This window comes from Kribbella sp. NPDC004536, assembly GCF_042873835.1.
Lineage (GTDB): Bacteria > Actinomycetota > Actinomycetes > Propionibacteriales > Kribbellaceae > Kribbella.
In genome coordinates this window covers 1948523-1965256 of the sequence record NZ_JBIALY010000001.1, presented here as the reverse complement: position 1 = coordinate 1965256, position 16734 = coordinate 1948523, and the positions used below count along the sequence as shown (strand labels likewise).

The 16734-nt window shown below is 67.6% G+C and carries 16 protein-coding genes; 12 read left to right on the top strand and 4 right to left on the bottom strand.

What is annotated here, in order from left to right:
* Positions 1-92: 92 nt before the first annotated feature.
* Complete coding sequence (locus tag ACFYRU_RS09695; RefSeq protein ID WP_387655286.1) at positions 93-1292, top strand: pyrophosphate--fructose-6-phosphate 1-phosphotransferase; 1200 nt, start codon at positions 93-95, stop codon at positions 1290-1292.
* Here ACFYRU_RS09695 and ACFYRU_RS09690 read toward each other — a convergent pair.
* Positions 1261-1713 carry a low molecular weight protein-tyrosine-phosphatase gene (locus ACFYRU_RS09690; protein WP_387655283.1) on the bottom strand — a complete coding sequence of 151 codons (453 nt, stop codon included), beginning with the start codon at positions 1711-1713 and terminating at the stop codon, positions 1261-1263. The two genes, ACFYRU_RS09695 and ACFYRU_RS09690, sit on opposite strands and share 32 nt — an antisense overlap.
* Positions 1713-2099, bottom strand: coding sequence for a phage holin family protein (locus tag ACFYRU_RS09685; protein ID WP_387655281.1), 387 nt, complete (start codon positions 2097-2099; stop codon positions 1713-1715). Before ACFYRU_RS09685 ends, ACFYRU_RS09690 begins: the two co-directional genes overlap by 1 nt.
* A 114-nt stretch (positions 2100-2213) precedes the next feature.
* Here ACFYRU_RS09685 and ACFYRU_RS09680 point away from each other — a divergent pair, with 114 nt between their 5' ends.
* The 8 genes from ACFYRU_RS09680 to ACFYRU_RS09645 all read left to right on the top strand — a co-directional run bounded on the left by ACFYRU_RS09680 (position 2214) and on the right by ACFYRU_RS09645 (position 11106).
* Complete coding sequence (locus tag ACFYRU_RS09680; protein WP_387655279.1) at positions 2214-3317, top strand: DUF4185 domain-containing protein; 1104 nt, start codon at positions 2214-2216, stop codon at positions 3315-3317.
* On the top strand, positions 3314-4021 hold the full coding sequence (locus ACFYRU_RS09675) for a FadR/GntR family transcriptional regulator (RefSeq protein ID WP_387655276.1): 708 nt from the start codon (positions 3314-3316) through the stop codon (positions 4019-4021). Before ACFYRU_RS09680 ends, ACFYRU_RS09675 begins: the two co-directional genes overlap by 4 nt.
* Before the next feature lie 15 nt (positions 4022-4036).
* Positions 4037-5308 (top strand): ABC transporter substrate-binding protein, encoded by a 1272-nt coding sequence (locus ACFYRU_RS09670; protein WP_387655274.1) that lies wholly within the window; start codon positions 4037-4039, stop codon positions 5306-5308.
* Complete coding sequence (locus ACFYRU_RS09665; protein ID WP_387655271.1) at positions 5305-6180, top strand: carbohydrate ABC transporter permease; 876 nt, start codon at positions 5305-5307, stop codon at positions 6178-6180. Before ACFYRU_RS09670 ends, ACFYRU_RS09665 begins: the two co-directional genes overlap by 4 nt.
* On the top strand, positions 6167-6976 hold the full coding sequence (locus ACFYRU_RS09660; protein WP_387655268.1) for a carbohydrate ABC transporter permease: 810 nt from the start codon (positions 6167-6169) through the stop codon (positions 6974-6976). Before ACFYRU_RS09665 ends, ACFYRU_RS09660 begins: the two co-directional genes overlap by 14 nt.
* 94 nt (positions 6977-7070) lie before the next feature.
* Positions 7071-7865 carry an SDR family NAD(P)-dependent oxidoreductase gene (locus ACFYRU_RS09655; RefSeq protein ID WP_387655265.1) on the top strand — a complete coding sequence of 265 codons (795 nt, stop codon included), beginning with the start codon at positions 7071-7073 and terminating at the stop codon, positions 7863-7865.
* Positions 7862-9076: an enolase C-terminal domain-like protein gene (locus tag ACFYRU_RS09650; RefSeq protein WP_387655263.1), complete on the top strand. Its 1215-nt coding sequence runs from the start codon at positions 7862-7864 to the stop codon at positions 9074-9076. The genes ACFYRU_RS09655 and ACFYRU_RS09650 overlap by 4 nt, the downstream gene beginning before the upstream one ends.
* Positions 9073-11106: a hypothetical protein gene (locus ACFYRU_RS09645; protein WP_387655261.1), complete on the top strand. Its 2034-nt coding sequence runs from the start codon at positions 9073-9075 to the stop codon at positions 11104-11106. Before ACFYRU_RS09650 ends, ACFYRU_RS09645 begins: the two co-directional genes overlap by 4 nt.
* A gap of 3 nt (positions 11107-11109) precedes the next feature.
* On the opposite strand, the gene ACFYRU_RS09640 is transcribed toward ACFYRU_RS09645, so the two are convergent.
* Positions 11110-11778: a GntR family transcriptional regulator gene (locus ACFYRU_RS09640; protein ID WP_387655258.1), complete on the bottom strand. Its 669-nt coding sequence runs from the start codon at positions 11776-11778 to the stop codon at positions 11110-11112.
* Positions 11779-11951: 173 nt separating this feature from the next.
* Between ACFYRU_RS09640 and ACFYRU_RS09635 the strand changes: the two genes are divergently transcribed.
* Both ACFYRU_RS09635 and ACFYRU_RS09630 read left to right on the top strand, forming a co-directional pair.
* On the top strand, positions 11952-13595 hold the full coding sequence (locus tag ACFYRU_RS09635; RefSeq protein ID WP_387655255.1) for a phage tail tip lysozyme: 1644 nt from the start codon (positions 11952-11954) through the stop codon (positions 13593-13595).
* 18 nt (positions 13596-13613) lie between these two features.
* On the top strand, positions 13614-14228 hold the full coding sequence (locus ACFYRU_RS09630) for an S-layer protein (RefSeq protein WP_387655253.1): 615 nt from the start codon (positions 13614-13616) through the stop codon (positions 14226-14228).
* 340 nt (positions 14229-14568) lie between these two features.
* Here ACFYRU_RS09630 and ACFYRU_RS09625 read toward each other — a convergent pair whose 3' ends face one another.
* Positions 14569-15441, bottom strand: a complete 873-nt coding sequence (locus ACFYRU_RS09625; protein WP_387655251.1) for a dimethylarginine dimethylaminohydrolase family protein — start codon at positions 15439-15441, stop codon at positions 14569-14571.
* 157 nt (positions 15442-15598) lie between these two features.
* Here ACFYRU_RS09625 and hisC point away from each other — a divergent pair, with 157 nt between their 5' ends.
* Positions 15599-16678, top strand: a complete 1080-nt coding sequence (hisC, locus tag ACFYRU_RS09620) for a histidinol-phosphate transaminase (RefSeq protein ID WP_387655248.1) — start codon at positions 15599-15601, stop codon at positions 16676-16678.
* Positions 16679-16734: the final 56 nt, after the last annotated feature.

The following is a 16734-nucleotide window of genomic DNA, read 5'->3' as shown; positions in this document are numbered from 1 at the left end:
GCGTCCGCAAGCTGGGACCGACCACTCCCAGCAGTGGTCCACCTCACTAGTCTGGTGGCGATTTCAGAGACATTCCGGAAGGACCGAGGACCATGGCTGTCCGTAGAGTTGCCCTGCTCACTGCCGGCGGGCTCGCGCCCTGCCTGTCGTCCGCCGTCGGCGGGCTGATTGAGCGCTACACCGAAGTGGCGCCCGACGTGGAGATCATCGCGTACCTGAACGGATACCACGGGCTGCTCAGCGGCCGGTTCCTGACCGTCACCCCCGAGGTGCGGGAGAAGGCGGCGCTGCTGCACAAGTTCGGCGGCAGCCCGATCGGCAACAGCCGGGTGAAGCTCACCAACACCGCCGACCTGGTCAAGCGCGGTCTGATCGCGGACGGGCAGAACGCACTGCAGGTCGCGGCCGAGCGGCTGGTCGCGGACGGTGTCGACGTACTGCACACGATCGGTGGTGACGACACCAACACCACGGCGGCCGACCTCGCGGCGTACCTGCACGAGCACGACTACAACCTGACCGTGGTCGGCCTGCCGAAGACCATCGACAACGACGTGGTCCCGATCCGGCAGAGCCTGGGCGCCTGGACCGCGGCCGAGCAGGGCGCGCTGTTCGCGCGGAACATCATCGCCGAGCACAGCTCGAACCCGCGGATGCTGATCGTCCACGAGGTGATGGGCCGGAACTGCGGCTGGCTGACCGCCGCCACCGCGCAGGCGTACCAGCAGTGGGTCGACGAGCAGGAGTGGAACCCGGGCATCGGCCTGGACAAGGCCGGCTGGTCGGTGCACGCCGTGTACGTGCCGGAGGCAACGATCGACCTGGACGCCGAGGCGGAGCGCTTGCGCAAGGTGATGGACGAGGAGGACTGCGTCAACATCTTCCTGTCCGAGGGCGCCGGGGTGTCGTCGATCGTCGCGGAGCTGGAAGCCCGCGGCGAGGAGGTCGGCCGGGACCCGTTCGGGCACGTCAAGCTGGACACCATCAACCCGGGCGCCTGGTTCGCGAAGCAGTTCGCGGAGCGGATCGGCGCGGAGAAGACGATGGTGCAGAAGAGCGGGTACTTCTCCCGTTCGGCAGCGGCCAACGACCGCGACCTCGCGCTGATCAAGGAGTGCACCGACTACGCCGTGGACGCGGCGCTGCGCGGTGAGTCCGGCGTGGTCGGCCACGACGAGGATCGCGGCGACGAGCTGCGCGCGATCGAGTTCCCGCGGATCGCCGGCGGCAAGGAGTTCGACGCCGGCGTGGAGTGGTTCGTCAGCCTGAAGTCGGAGATCGGTCAGGCCTGAGGTTCTCGTCGCGGAGGCGGTCGACCCAGGCGTCGGCCGCCTTCTCGATCTGGGCGAGGACCTCGTCGAAGCCGTCGTCCTCGCCGTAGTACGGATCCGGTACGTCGTCGCGCGCGAACAGTTGCGCCGCGGCGCCGTACCGATGGAGCGTCTCGAGGTGACCGGAGTCCATCGCGAGCACCAGGTCCCGGTCCCAGGACCGCTGGTACTGCTGGGCGCGATGCGACCTCCCGTCGTACCCGCGGCGCCGGAGCGCTGCCGCCGCGCGCGGGTCCATCCGGTCGCCGACATGCCAGCCGCCGGTCCCTGAGCTGCTGACGTCGACGCCGTCGACACCGGCTTCGGCGAGCTTGGCCCGCAGTACGACCTCGCCCATCGGCGAGCGGCAGATGTTCCCGGTGCAGACGATCTCGACGCGCACTAGTGGACTTCGGCCTTCTCCGGCAGGACCGCGTTGATGATCATCCCGACGACACTGATGATCAGCGCGCCCCACAGTGCGGACCAGAAGCCTGCGACGTGGAACTGGACGTCGAGCTTGCCGGTGATCCAGGACGTCAGCAGCAGCATCGCGGCGTTGATGACGAACGTCAGCAGACCCAGCGTGAGGATCAGCAGCGGGAAGGACAGCACCTTCACCACCGGCTTCACGATCGCGTTCACGACCCCGAAGATCGCGGCGACGATCAGCAGCGTGAGCACCCGCTTGCCGGTGGTCGCGCCCTGCAGCGTGATACCGCCGACGAGCCAGGCCGCCACTCCGAGCGCGACGGCGTTCGCCAGCAACCTGATGATCAAGTTCTTCATGCCGTCGATCTTCCCACCCACGCGGTAGCACCACTCTCCCTGCACACCCCGTACACACCCTGATCCGACCCTGGGTCTTGACATCGAAAATGACCAAGTGATCTGATCATTTTCATGTCACGTCCCCTGGTCGCGGTTGTTGCGTTGTCCCTCACGTCAGCGAGCCTCGCTGTCCCCGCCGCGGCAGCTCCCTCGAGCTGCAGCGCCGTCACGACGAACTGGACGGCTCGGACCACGCCGCACGCCGCGCCCGAGAGTCTGCTGAACGCCTACAGCGACACCGGCAAGGGCTGGACGGGTGCCGACAGCACGTACTCCGTCGCGCTCCCGGGCGGCCGTACGGCGTGGATCTTCTCGGACACGTTCCTCGGGCCGGTCAACCCGGACGGCAGCCGCCCGACGACAGCGCCGTTCGTCAACAACTCGTTCGTCGTCCAGCACGGCACCGACCTGAGGACAGTCACCGGCGGTACGGCTACCAACCCGACCGCGCTCGTCCCGCCACCGTCCGACGGCTGGTACTGGTTCGGTGCCGCGCAGACGAGCCATGCCGGCCAGGACCTCGACGTGGTCGCACTGCGTTTCCAGAAGACCGGCACGGGTCAGTGGGACTGGAAGTGGGCCAGCAACTACCTGGCCCGCTTCGACACCAAGACGTTCAAGCTCAAGTCGCTGACGCCGATCCCGTCTGCTGCGAACGTGCAGTGGTCCGGCTGGCTGCTGCGCGACCAGGGGTACACGTACATCTACGGTGTGGAGGACCTGGGCGCCTCGAAGTACCAGCACGTCGCCCGCGTCCGCGGCGACGACCTGACCGCGAAGCCCTGGGAGTACTGGACCGGCACCGGCTGGTCGCCTGACGAGACCGCGTCGACCCGTGTACTCGAGGGTGTCGCCAACGAGCACAGCGTGACCCGCTGGGGTGACGGCTACCTACTGGTCACGCACAACACGAAGGAACTCTTCAGCAAGAGCGTTCTCGGGTACTTCTCCTGCTCACCGACAGGCCCTTGGGTGAAGCCGGTCGAGCTGTACCAGACCCCCGAGACCGGCGGGAACATCATCACGTACAACTCGCACGAGCACCCGGAGCTGCGGCAAGGTACGTCGCTGCTGGTGAGCTACAACGTCAACAGCCTGGTCAGCGACGACCTGTACGGCGACGTCAGCATCTACCGTCCGCGCTTCCTCTCGGTCACCCTGGCGGCGACCAAGTGAGCGCGTCGGGAGGCGTCGTACGGCGGAGTCTGCTGGACGACCTGGCGACGTCGATGCTCACGCTGATCGAGGAGCGCAAGCTGGCGCCGGGCGATCAGTTCGAGGCCGTACGGTCGCTCGCAGAGCGGTTCAAGGTCGCCGTACCGACCGTCCGCGAGGCCCTGCGCCGGCTGGAGGCTACCGGGGCTGTGGAGCTCCGGCACGGCTCTGGTGTGTACGTCGGTCCTAACGTCGGCCGTCTCGTGCTGGCGAACCCCCTGGCGCTCGCGCCGACCCCTGACCGGTTGGTGGAGCTGCTGCAAGCACGTGCACTGATAGAGCCGCCTGTTGCGGCCCTGGCTGCCAGGACTCGTGCTGAGGCTGCGCTGGAGCAGATGGCGAAGGACTTGGAGGCCGCGGCCGAGCTGATTGCCTCTGGCGACCACGCGCAGCTGGCCGAGGTGAACATGGACTTCCACCGCTCACTCGCCCAGGCATCCGGCAACGCGACCCTGGCCGAGGTGGTGGAGTCCGTGACGGTCGTGAACGCACGGGAACAGCTGGAGATCCTGCACATCCACGGTGACCGCCAGGCTGACCTGGACGAACACCAGGCGATCTACGACGCGGTCCGGTCCGGTGACCCCGACCTGGCCGAACTCCTCACCCGCGAGCACCTGGACGGCGTTCTGGCCGTCATCAACGAACGATTTCAGCAACCCTGAGCTGAGAGGAACACCATGATTCACCGGAAAGCGCTGACCGCGTTGGCCGTCGCCGGAGTGCTGGCGCTGTCGGCCTGTGGTGGCGGCGCCAAGCCTGGCAAGGCGACCGAGGACAAGCCGGTCGACTCGCTGAAGTTCTACAACGACAAGGGCGGCTGGAAGGACGCGTTCACCCAGGTCGGCGCGGCCAGCAAGAAGGACATCGGCGTCGGCATGGAGCCGGTCGGGTACTCCGACTCGAACACGTACACCGCGTTCATCCGGTCCTCGTTCCGGACCAAGGAGAAGGCCGACCTGTTCACCTGGCACACGGGCAAGGAACTTCAGGATCTGGTGGACCAGAAGCTCGTTGCCGAGACCACGGACCAGTGGACCAAGGCGATTGCCGACGGCAACATCCCGGAGCAGCTCAAGCAGTACTTCACCTTCGACAACAAGCAGTACTGCGTGCCGCTGAACGCCGGGTACTGGGTGATGTACTACAACAAGGCCGTCTTCAAGAAAGCCGGTATCACCAAGACGCCGACCACCTGGGCCGAGCTGATGCAGGTCGCGGACAAGGTCAAGGCGAGCGGTGTGAAGCCGTTCTACCAGACCAACATCCTGTTCTCGTTCGTCTGGTTCGAGACGCTGCTGGCCGGGAAGGACCCGGACTTGTACGACGCGCTCGCCGCCGGCAAGGCGAAGTACACCGACCCCGGTGTGGTCGACGTGATGAACGAGTGGAAGAAGATGATCGACGCCGGGTACTTCAGCGACCCGGGCTCGAAGACCGAGCCGCAGGCGCAGCTGAAGAACGGTGACGTCGCGATGGAGAACTTCGGCACCTGGTTCAGCGGCAACCTGAACACGCTGAAGATGAAGGCCGGCACGGACTACGACTTCTTCGTCATCCCGAACGTGAGCGCTTCGTTGCCGAAGACCTCGATGATCTTCGAGACCGGGCCGGTCTGCTCGGCCGCTGCGTCCGACCACGGGTCGACGGTGCAGAAGTGGACCGACTGGTGGGTCACGCCGCAGGCGCAGACGGCGTGGGCGAACTCGCGTGGAGACCTGTCGTTCAACCCGAAGGCCGAGATCAAGGACCCGGGGCTGGCGACGCTCAACAAGGACGTCGGCGGCGACGGGTACCGGCTGATCAACCGGTGGTTCGAGGCGACGCCGGTGCCGGTGGCGAACAAGGCGCTCGAGGTGTTCGGTGCGTTCGTGACCAAGCCGGGTGACCCGATGCCGGGCCTGCAGAAGATCCAGGCCGAGGCGGACGCGTACTGGGCCAAGCAGAAGTGAAGGACCGTACCGGTGCGCGCGCGGCGCCGCTGTTCGGTCTGCCCGCGGTAGCTGTCGTAGCGCTGCTCCTGTACCTCCCGTTCCTGTGGACGACGTACGTCAGCTTCACCTCGTACGACGGACTCGCGTCACCGGTGTGGTCCGGGCTGGCCAACTACAAGGCGATGTTCAGCGACCCCGACCTGGTCGGGGCGCTGGTCAACACGCTGCTGTGGGTGGTCGGCATGATCACGCTGCCGGTAGCGCTCGGCCTGCTGGTGGCCGTACTGACGTACGGCCACAAGTGGGGCACGTGGTTGCGGCTGCCGTTCCTGCTGCCGTACGCGATCTCCGGTGTTGCTGTCGGCGTCATCTGGGGTTTCGTACTGCAGCCGGACGGCGCACTGGGTCAGGCACTCGGGTTCTTCGGGCTCCCGGGTGCCCACGCCGGCTGGCTGCAGTCAGGCCCCGGCAACACGATCATGATGATCATCGCCGTCACCTGGCAGGCCGCCGGCGTCAACGCCCTGCTCTTCGTAGTAGGCCTCCAGTCCATCCCAACGGAACCACTGGAAGCCGCCCGCCTCGACGGAGCCGACGGCTTCGCGTTGTTCCGCCACCATCTGTGGCCACAGCTCAGAGCCATCACCACAGTCGTCATCGGCCTCTCACTCGTCGGAAGCCTGAAAACCTTCGACGTCGTCTGGGTGATGACACAAGGCGGCCCAGGTACGTCGAGCGAAACCCTGGCGCTCTCCATGTACAAGGAGACCTTCGTCCTGAACGACTACGGCCAGGGCGCCGCGATCGCGCTCTTCCTGAGCCTGGTCACCTTCGCAGCCTCGATCCTGTACCTGCGCTACCAGCTGGGAGATGCCCGTGAGCAAGGTTAAGACGGGCGTGCTGCTGGTCCTGGGCCTGTTGTGGCTGGCGCCTGTTTATCTACTCGTCGTCAACGCGTCCAAGTCCGTCGACGGCTACGACGCCAAGACAGTGTGGAAGCCCGCCGGCTTCGACCTGTTCGCGAACTTCGGCGACGCGTGGAGCAAGGCGGCGCTCGGCGACACGTTGGTCTCGACCACGATGTACAGCGTGATCGCTCCGCTGCTCGCGGTCCTCGTCGGCGCGGCCGCCGGCTACGCGATCGTCGTACTCAAGTTGAAGCGCGGGTTCCTGTGGTTCGTGTTCGTCTTCGGCGGGACGATCTTCCCGCTGCAGATGATCCTGATGCCGCTGTTCTCCGGGTATGCGAACTCCGGGCTGTACGACACCCGGGTCGGGATGATCGTCGTGTACACCGCGATCAGCGTGCCGTTCTCGGCGTTCGTGATGCGGAACTTCTTCACCGGGATCGCGCGCAGCGTGTTCGAGGCCGCGGTGGTGGACGGCGGTGGGCTGTTCCGGATCTTCCGCAGCATCTACCTGCCGATGGCGGGCTCGGCGCTGGCCGCGATCTTCATCCTGCAGGCGACATTCGTCTGGAACGACCTGCTGCTCGGCCTCACCCTCAGCCAGTCCGACTCGGTCCGCCCGATCATGCCGGCCCTCACCGGCCTACAGAGCACGTACGGCGGCGCCGCCCTCCCAACGGTCCTCGCCGGCGGCCTGCTCGTATCGCTCCCCACCGTCGTCCTGTTCCTCGCCGCCCAACGCTTCTTCTCCCGGGGCCTCGCCCTGGGTCAGTTCTGATCTCCCTCGGAGGAAATATGCGAACCGCCACACCATCACAATCGCTCGAACGCCGCCCCGGCGAGCGCGCGCAGCGCGCGAACGGAGCATTGTGATGGCCCCGGGGTCCGCCACCTATGCAGCGGCCGCGGGCGACGGTCCGCGCACGGTCGTCGTCACAGGCGGTGCAGCCGGCATCGGCCGCGGCGCGGTCGAGCGCTTCCTGGCCGCTGGTGACCACGTCGTAGTGCTCGACCGCGACACCTCTTCCCTCTCGGTCCTGGGTGATCGGGTGACCGGCGTTCAGGTGGATGTTTCGGATCGGGCTGCGTTGGCAGCAGTTGCGGAAGAGATCGGTGAAGTCGACGCACTTGTTTGTGCGGCGGGCGTGCAACGGTACGGAACTGTTGTCGATACACCCTGGAACGTGTACGACGAAGTGATGGCGGTGAACGTCGGTGGGGTGTTCTTTGCTTGCCAGGCATTCGTTCCGCGGTTGAAGCGGGGCGGGAGTGTTGTGGTAGTCGCCTCGGTTCAGGCGTACGCCGCGCAGACGAGCGTTGCTGCGTACTCGATGGGGAAGGGCGCATTGCTCAGCCTCGTCCGCGCGATGGCCGTCGACCACGCCGCGGACGGTATCCGCGTGAACGCCGTCTGCCCGGGTTCCGTCGACACCCCGATGCTCCGTACGTCCGCCGCCCAGTTCGCCGGCGACCGTACGACCGACGAGGTCATCGCCGACTGGGGCCGGTCGCATCCCCTCGGCCGCGTCGCGACGCCGGAAGAAGTTGCCGAGGTCATCTACTTCCTGTCCTCCCCGGCCGCGTCGTTCGTCACCGGGGCCGACGTGAAGGTCGACGGCGGCCTGACCGCGGGGCTCCCCGTCGTACTGCCGGAGGGCCGGAAGTGAAGATCGTCGACGTACGCGCGACCACGGTGACAATGCCGTTGGAGGCGCCGCTGCGACACAGCAACGGGGCGCACTGGGGACGTTTCGTACGGACCGTCGTGGAGGTCGAGGCCGACAACGGGCTGATCGGCCTGGGCGAGATGGGTGGCGGCGGGCAGAGCGCCGAGGCCGCGGTCGCCGGGTTGAAGGAGTACCTGGTCGGGCACGACCCGGCCCGGACCGAGGCGCTGCGCTGGATGCTCGCGAACCCGACCGCGAGCCTGTACAACAACCGCACTCAGTTGCTCGCGGCAATCGAATTCGCCTGCTTGGACCTGCAGGGTCGCGAGCTCGGCGTACCCGTGCACGCGCTGCTCGGCGGCAAGGTGCGCGACCGCGTACCGTTCGCCAGCTACCTGTTCTTCCGGCATCCTGCTGAGGACGGCACCGGCGAGATCCGCACCGCCGAGCAGTTGGTGGCGCACGCCCGGGAGCTGGTCGACGAGCACGGGTTCAGCGTGCACAAGCTGAAGGGCGGCGTGTTCCCGCCGGACTACGAGCGCGAGTGTTTCCGTGCGCTCGCCGAGGCGTTCCCGGGGCATCGCGTCCGGTTCGACCCGAACGGCGCATTCGGTGTCGAGGAGGCGATCCGGTTCGCGCGCGGCATCGAGGACCTCGACAACGACTACCTCGAGGACCCGACGTGGGGCCTGAACGGGATGCGCCGGGTCCGCGAGAACACCCGGATCCCGCTCGCCACCAACACGGTCGTGGTGAACTTCGAGCAGCTCGCGGTGAACGTCCTCGACCCCGCCGTCGACGTGATCCTGCTGGACACCACGTTCTGGGGCGGGATCCGCCCGTGTATCAAGGCGGCCGGCGTCTGCGAGACGTTCCAGCTCGGCGTCGCCGTGCACTCGTCGGGCGAGCTCGGCATCCAGCTCGCGACGATGCTGCACCTCGGCGCGGTGGTACCGAACCTGTCGTTCGCCGCGGACGCGCACTACCACCACCTGCGCGACGACATCATTGCCGGCGGCAAGCTTCCGTACGTCGGCGGCACGATCGCGGTACCGGACGCGCCCGGCCTCGGCGTCGAGCTGGACCGCGACAAGCTGGCCGAGTACGCCGAACTGTTCCGCGAACTCGGGCCCTACCCGTACGACCGCGATCCGGCCCGCCCGGACTGGTACCCGCTGCTACCGAACACCGATTGGGCAGACCCGTCATGACGATTCCGCGTTCCGCCGACCTGGCGAGCGACGTCCTCACGCACACGTACGACGACATGTTCAACCCGCCCGGGCTGACCAACTTCCTCGGCACCGCCCAGGTCGACCACGACGTGGTCGCGATCCGGAGCGTGAACTTCCCGCCGTACTCGCACGGCGACACGATCACCGCCCAGCTGTACGTCGACGGCCGCCTGGCCCGCTCCCACGGCGGCACCGTGGACGTCGTCTGGCGCCCCGACCAGGTGGTCCGTTCCACCACGATCGCCGACCTGCACATCCGCACCACCACAGCCTGCGCCCCCGGCAGACCGGCTGTCGTCGTCCAACTGGACATTGCTGGCCAACCGGGGCGGTCTGTTCGACTAGGGCTTTCGCTGGCAAGTACCGCGACCCGCTCCTCCTCCGGGTGGTTGCGCCCGGAGCCGCCGTCGGAGCCGAACACACTGCGGTTTGTCGAGAATCGGGTTGTCGGCACCGGGGAGTCCGAATCAGCCGTGAGCATGCAAGGTCTCGACGTTCCCAGCACTGTGGACAGGGGGATGCTCGAAGCCACCGTGCTGTTGGACGGGGCGGGGCAGGGGCGGCTGTCGTACGTGCATGTGCTGGGCGGCACGGTGGAGGAGGCCGCGGAGCACTTCGACGTGTGCGTGGCCGACGTACCAGCCGTGATCTCGGTCGCGGAGAGCATGTGGGACGTGGCGATCGCGGACGCCTTCGACCCGTCGAGCGAAGGCTTCAGCGGGTCCTTGCCGGTGCTGGAGACGTCCAACGAGGCGCTGCGGAAGCTGTACTGGTGGGGTGTGCTCGGCGTGATCTGGTTCCGCCGTGACAACCCCGCGAGCGTGCTCGGGCGCACGTACGACACGTTGATGCCGCGGTACTGGCAGACCACGACGTTCATCTGGGACTACAGCCTGTCGTCGCTGACCCATGCCCTGCTCGACCCGGAGCCGATGCGTAAGCACATCGAGCACTGGATCGACCTGGACATCCACAAGCACTTCGGCACGGAGTGGTTGACCGGGGGGCCGGTCGGCTACTGGTACTCGGTCAACGACTTCGCCATGACCCGTCTGGTACGCGACTACGTACGTTTCACCGGCGACGATGCGTTCCTGGACGCTGCTGTCGGCCCGAAGGCTGTGGGGGAGCATGTACACGACTGGGCGACCGCTTGGCGTGGACTGCGTGGTGAGCACGCGCTTGCGGACTACGGCGGCATCGACAACCTGCTCGAGTGTGTGAGCAGCTACGTGCACGAGGTGGCCAGCTTCAACGCCGCAAACGTGTGGTGCATGAGGGTGGCGGCTGAGATCGCGGATCGGTCGGGTGACGCGGACCGCGCGGCTCTGCTGCGTAAGGAAGCGTCTGCGCAGGCAGGGCATGTCAACGAGCTCTACGTGGATGGCAAGGGCTTCTGGAACGCGCGGCAACCGGACGGCACGCTCGTACCGGTGCGGCACTGCTACGACTTCAACATCATCGGTACGACGATCCCGGACGACCTGTCCGAGTCGCAGTGCGCGGAGATGGTCACGTTCTTCCAGGAAGAGCTGCAGACACCCACGTGGATGCGTGCACTCTCGCCGTCCGATGCAGACGCCGCGTACAGCGTCCGCCCGGACCACCAGTGGAACGGTGCATACCCGGCATGGCCGGCCGACGCAGGGCGCGCGCTGTTCGCACTCGGGCGCGGCGACGTACTGCTGGACTGGCTACCCGGTCTGGCGAAGACCGCGAACCAAGGGCCATGCGGTCAGGCGCACTTCGTCGAGGAGGCGCAGCCCGCGATGGCAGGGGGCGCGGCGAAGGCGCCGTCGCAGTTCCCGTACCTCATCGACTGGTCCTGCTCGTCGTCCGGCGCGTGGGTCAGCCTGGTCCTCGAGGGCATCTTCGGCATCGAGGTAGCCCTCGACGGAACCGTCAGCGCGAACCCACAGGTAGCCGCCCTGGACCCCAACGCCCGCCTCACCGGCCTCCGCGTCGGCTCCCGCACCTACGACGTGACCGCAGACGGCCTGGCCTGACGATCAGCTCGGCGGCATGGCGATGGCTTCGAGGAGCGATTCCTCGGCGCCGGCGAGGTGCCGCCGGAGCTCCGCGACGCACTCGTCCAGCTCACCGCGCTCCAGCAGCCGGATGAGCTTGCGGTGGGAGGCGACCTGCTGACGCGCGTCCTGCCGCAGCGCGTCCACCCGGGCCAGCGCCAGGCGGGCCTCACCGGTGACCGCGTCGGCGGTCGCGATCAGCCGTTCGCTGCCGGTGAGCGCGACCAGGCTGCGGTGGATGGCCAGATGCGTCTCGGTCAACGCCTCGGGATCGGCGCCGTCCTTGGCGGTGGCGGCGAACACCCGCATCGCCTCCCGGACCCGCTCCCGGGCCGCCTCGTCGGCGTCGTACCAGGCACGGATCCCGGCGGACTCCAGTACGAACCGGGCCCGGCAGATGTCCGCCACCGCCTCGGGGTGCAGGATCGCGACGCTGACCCCCTTGTTCGGCTCCCGGACCGCGAGTCCCTCGGTGACGAGCATCGTCATCGCCTCACGGATCGTGCTCCGCGCGACGCCCAGCGCCTCGGCCAGTGGATGCTCGCGGAGCGGCGTACCCGGCTCCAGGTCACCCGCGAACATGGCGGCACGCAGGGCGTCGACCACCCGGTCCACCGTGGTCGAGCGGTCCACCCGCAGCCGTTCGTACATGGGAGGATTCTCGTCCAGACCCGGTCGGTTGTCGCGCCCGCCCCGCCCGGCCCCGCCGAGCCTGTGGATAACTCCCGACACGATGACCCGGTTTTCGGGCACCATTTTCCTCAAGTGGCCGCCCCTTCCGTCGACCGGCGCGGAAGTCCACTCGAGACAGCGAGGAGCAGACCGTGGATGCGAAGAAACTGCTGCCGCTCCTCTTGTCGCCGGCAGTTCTGATCTTCGCGCTGATGCTCGCCATGCTGTTCCTGATGGGCTCGTGCATGAACATCAACGCGCAGGCGGCGTCGTGCGCGATATCCCCGGCGAACGGCGCGGACCAGGCCTCGTTCGCCTGGCCGACCGACAAGCACGAGATCTCCCAGGACTGGTCGGACCCCGACCCGGACACCGGCGACAGCCACTCCGGCATGGACTTCAAGGTCGACGAGGGCAGCAAGGTCTACGCGGTTGCCGACGGCACCGTCACCTCCGTGGCGAACAAAGAGATCGTGCTCAAGCTCGAGGATGCGGTCGAGGCGCACTACAAGTACCTCAAGGACATCAGCGTCACCGACGGCCAGAAGGTCAAGAAGGGCGACCCGATCGCCACCTCGGGTTCCGGCGACGAGGACCCGCCAGGTCTGACCGGCGCGCACATCCATCTCGAGATCTGGATCGACGAGGACGGCAACGGCCACCTCAAGAACCATCACATCGAATCCAAGGACAACCCGTTCGTCGTCCACGACACCGGGGACGCCGGAAACGCCTGCAGTTGTCCGGCCGGTGACCTGTCGGGTGCGAACAACCAGCAGAAGGCCTTCAACTACTTCGTCTCCCAGGGATACTCCAAGGAGCAGGCGGCCGGCATCGTCGGCAACATGATCGCCGAGTCCGGTGTCGAGCCGCAGGTGCTCAACGGGACCCCGGTCTCCCAGGTCACCACGCCTGCTCAGGCAGTCGGGATCTCCAAGGCCTGGGGTCTGGTGCAGTGGTACCCCGGCTCGAAGATGATCAACCCGGCGCGGAGTGCCGGCGCCGACGACACGACGATCGGAAGCCTGGCGTTCCAGCTCGATTTCGTGCACAAACAGCTTCTGGGCCAGGGCCCGCTTCCGGAGAAAGCTGCGGGTGACGCGCTCAAGGCGGCCACAACAGTCGAGGACGCGGCCTTCCAGTTCGCGTACAAGTTCGAGCGGTTCAGCACCTCCACGACCGACCCGGAGTACGACAAACGCCGTGCGAACGCCCGGCATGTGCTGGAGACGTTCGGCGGCGGGGCGCCGGCCGGCGACCCGAAGGCGCCGACGGCCGACCCGTGCGGTGCCGGCAGCGGGAACATCGCAGAGGTCGCGAAGAACCTCGCCTGGCCGCAAGGGCCGCACGACCACTGGAGTGTCGAGGCGAGCGCGGCCAAGCCGGAGTACGTCGCCGCGATGGCGAAGTACAACGACGGCCCCAACGGTGAGACTCCGTACAGTGACTGTGGCCGCTTCGTCGCGACCGTGCTGCACATGAGCGGCGCCGACCCGAAGTTCCCGAACGTGTCCACCTCGGTCCAGAAGCAGTACATGCTGGACCACCCGGAGATCTACGACCACTGGGACACGACACCGCCGGGCGGGATGCAGAAGGGTGACATCCTGAACGGGCCGGGCCACACCTACCTGTACGTCGGCCCGTGGGGCGACGGCAACGGGTGGAACTCGGCGGCCGCGTCGCTCGGCCAGCACGTCCCCACCGGCGACAACCTGTACAACGTCGGCCCGGACGGGTTCTGGGTGTTCCGGGTCAAGGGCGGGACCACGCCGACCACGACGCCGAAGAGCTGAGCAAGGACGGGATGAGCAATGCTTGACGAGAACCGCGGACTGCTGAGGTTCGGCGCCGTCGTACTGGTGATGGTCCTCGTGGTGGTCGGCGGCGTCCTGCTGTTCCGCGGCGGCTCGGACACGAAGCTCACCGTGACGTCGATCCCGAGCGACCTCACGCTGCGGCTGGACGGGCACGAGATCCCGGCGAACGGCCAGGTCAAGGTCAAGTCCGGCAGGCACACGCTGGAAGGCTCACGTCGCGGGTTCCAGAGCTACACCCAGACGGTGGACATCTCCGGCAAGGGGCTCGACTACAGGATGTACCTGTACGCCAACAGCGCCGAGGGCCGCGAGTGGGCGCAGAAGAACCCGAAGCAGGAGCTGGAGCTGGAGCGCGAGGCCGGCAAGCACTACGACGAGATGGTCGCCCGCCTGCGCGCCAAGTACCCGGTGATGGCGTACCTCCCGTACGTCGGCGACGGCTTCGAAGCCACCCAGGCCCCGTCCAAGTCCGACCCCAAGAACCCCGAAGCCATCTCCCTGGCCATCGAGGTCTACGGCCCCCAAGGCCGAACCAAAGCCCTCGAATGGATCCACGCCTACGGCTGGGACCTAGCCACCCTCGACATCATCTGGACCACCGGCAAATAACCTCGCCGCAAGTCCACCGCTCACCCACACCCGCCACCGGCCCCGCTCGCCCTGGCGCCCGCCGCACCCTCACCCGCCCCCAGCCACCCGCAGCTGCGCCATTCGTCCGCTGGCAGGTTGTTTCACCGCTGGCGCGTTGCAACGCTCCAGCAGACAGCTAAGCCGCCAGTCGAACGCTTGCCCGGCCCCCCGGCCACCGCACCGCGCCGTGACGCCGCGCCGCACCGCGCGGCGTGTCCGACCGCTGTGCACTGCCCGTGCGCGACGGGGCAGGTGCTTCCGCCAAGGGCGTCGTGCGCCGGGTGCCGCGTACCGACTTGGCTGGTGATCGGGAGTGGAGTCAGGCGGGGAGGATGAGGTCTCCGCCTGGGGTGGTGATGGTGGCCAGGGGGAAGTCCAGGGGGTTGGTGAGGCAGCGGGCTGAGCCGCCGCCCTTGTGGAACTCGGAGAGGTCGAGGACGACCACCCGGAGGCCGAGCGCGCTCAGGATCTCGTGCAGGCGGGCCGAGCAGGCCGGCATGATGATCGTCTCGCCGACCACGATCGAGTTCGCGGAGAAGGCGAACGCCTCCTCGTCGGTGAGCACGATCGGGTCCGGCACGATCCCGGACAGTTCCGCCTGGCTCGCGGCGTCGAACGCCGGCGGGTAGACCATCGCGTGGGTGCTGTCCACCGGGCAGAACGGCAGGTCGAGGTGGTACATCCCCTCGTGCGCGATCCGCAGCCCGCGGACGCGGATGTTCCACCCGGTCGCCAGGTGCTTGAGCGCCTCCTCGTCGGTACGCGGCCCGTACCCGACGACCAGGCTGTCGCCGAACACGAACGCGTCCCCGGACTCGAAGTGCGGCCCGACACCCTCGCCGCCGACCCGGTCCAGCCGGAACCCGTGCCCGGTGAACCAGTCCGCCGCGCTCAGCGACTCCTTCCGGCGCGGCTCGAACCGCATGTGCGAGAGCATCGCGCGACCGTCCGCGGCGGCCAGGCCGAGGTTCATCGCGTACACCATGTCCGGCGAGTCGGCGCGCTGCTCGAGTACCTCGACCTCGCCGCCGGCGTCCACGATCGCCTGCCGCAGCGACTCCCACTGCTTGAGCGTCAGCGCCGGGTCCGGCTGGTCCTGCGTCGACATGTACGGGTTGATCACGTAGTCGATCCGGAAGTGGTCCGGCCGGACCATCAGATAGCGACGACCCCACTCCAGCGGCTGCCCCATGAACACCCTCCCTGACCGTTGAGATCCTGATTGCAAGATCCCCTGATTGTCCGACAATCAGTCAGTTTGAGGCCAGCCGTACCCGGAGTCAAACGGTGTGCCCGAGGTCGCTCCGGGGAGGGTGGTTCCGGGGTGGTGTAAGGACTAACCTGCGGGCATGACCCCTGACAACGAGGTTCGCTTTCGCGCCTGCCTGGACGACGTCGCGGCTTACAAGCCGGGCCGCCCGCCGGAGCGCTCGGACGGGCGTCCGACGTACAAGCTGTCCAGCAACGAGAACCCGTACCCGCCGCTCCCGGGCGTCCTGGCCGCCGCGACCGAGGCCGCCGCGCAGATGAACCGGTACCCGGACATGGGCGCGGTCGACCTGCTCGAGGCGCTCTCGGACCGGTTCGGCGTACCGGTGAGCGATCTCGCGGTCGGTACCGGGTCGGTCGCGCTGCTCTACCACCTGCTGCAGGCGACGGTCGCGGACGGTGACGAGGTCGTGTACGCGTGGCGTTCGTTCGAGGCGTACCCGATCGCGGTCCAGCTGACCGGCGCCACCTCGGTCCAGGTCCCGCTGACCGCGGACGCCCGGCACGACTTCAAGGCGATGGAGGCGGCGATCACCGACCGTACGAAGGTTGTGCTGGTCTGTACGCCGAACAACCCGACCGGCCCGGTGGTACGACGCGACGAGCTGATCGCGTTCCTCGACGCCGTACCGTCCAACGTGCTGGTCGTGGTGGACGAGGCGTACCGCGAGTTCGTCCGGGATACCGACGTCGTCGACGGCGTCGAGCTGTACCGCGACCGGCCGAACGTGCTGGTACTGCGAACCTTCTCGAAGGCGTACGGCCTCGCCGGGTTCCGCGTCGGGTACGCGATCGGTCACCCGGAGGTCGTCGGCGCGATCCGCAAGTGCGCGCTGCCGTTCGGCGTCAGCTACGTCGCCCAGGCGGCCGCGATCGCGTCCCTCGCCGTCGAGGACGAACTCCTCGAACGCGTCGACGCCCTGGTCGAGGAGCGCCGGCGGGTAGTCGGCGAACTGGAGGCCGCCGGCTGGACCGTCCCGGAGACGCAAACCAACTTCGTCTGGCTCGACCTCGGCGACGACACCCTCAAGTTCGCCGAAGCCGTCCAAGCCGAAGGCGTCTCCGTCCGCCCCTTCCCCGGCGACGGCGTCCGAGTAACCATCGGCGAACCCGAAGCCAACAACCTCTTCCTGAACGTCGCCCGCACCTGGCACCACTAGACGAACTTCCTTCCCCCGCGCGCTACGCGACCGCTAACCTCGTCGCTCCGCTCCTC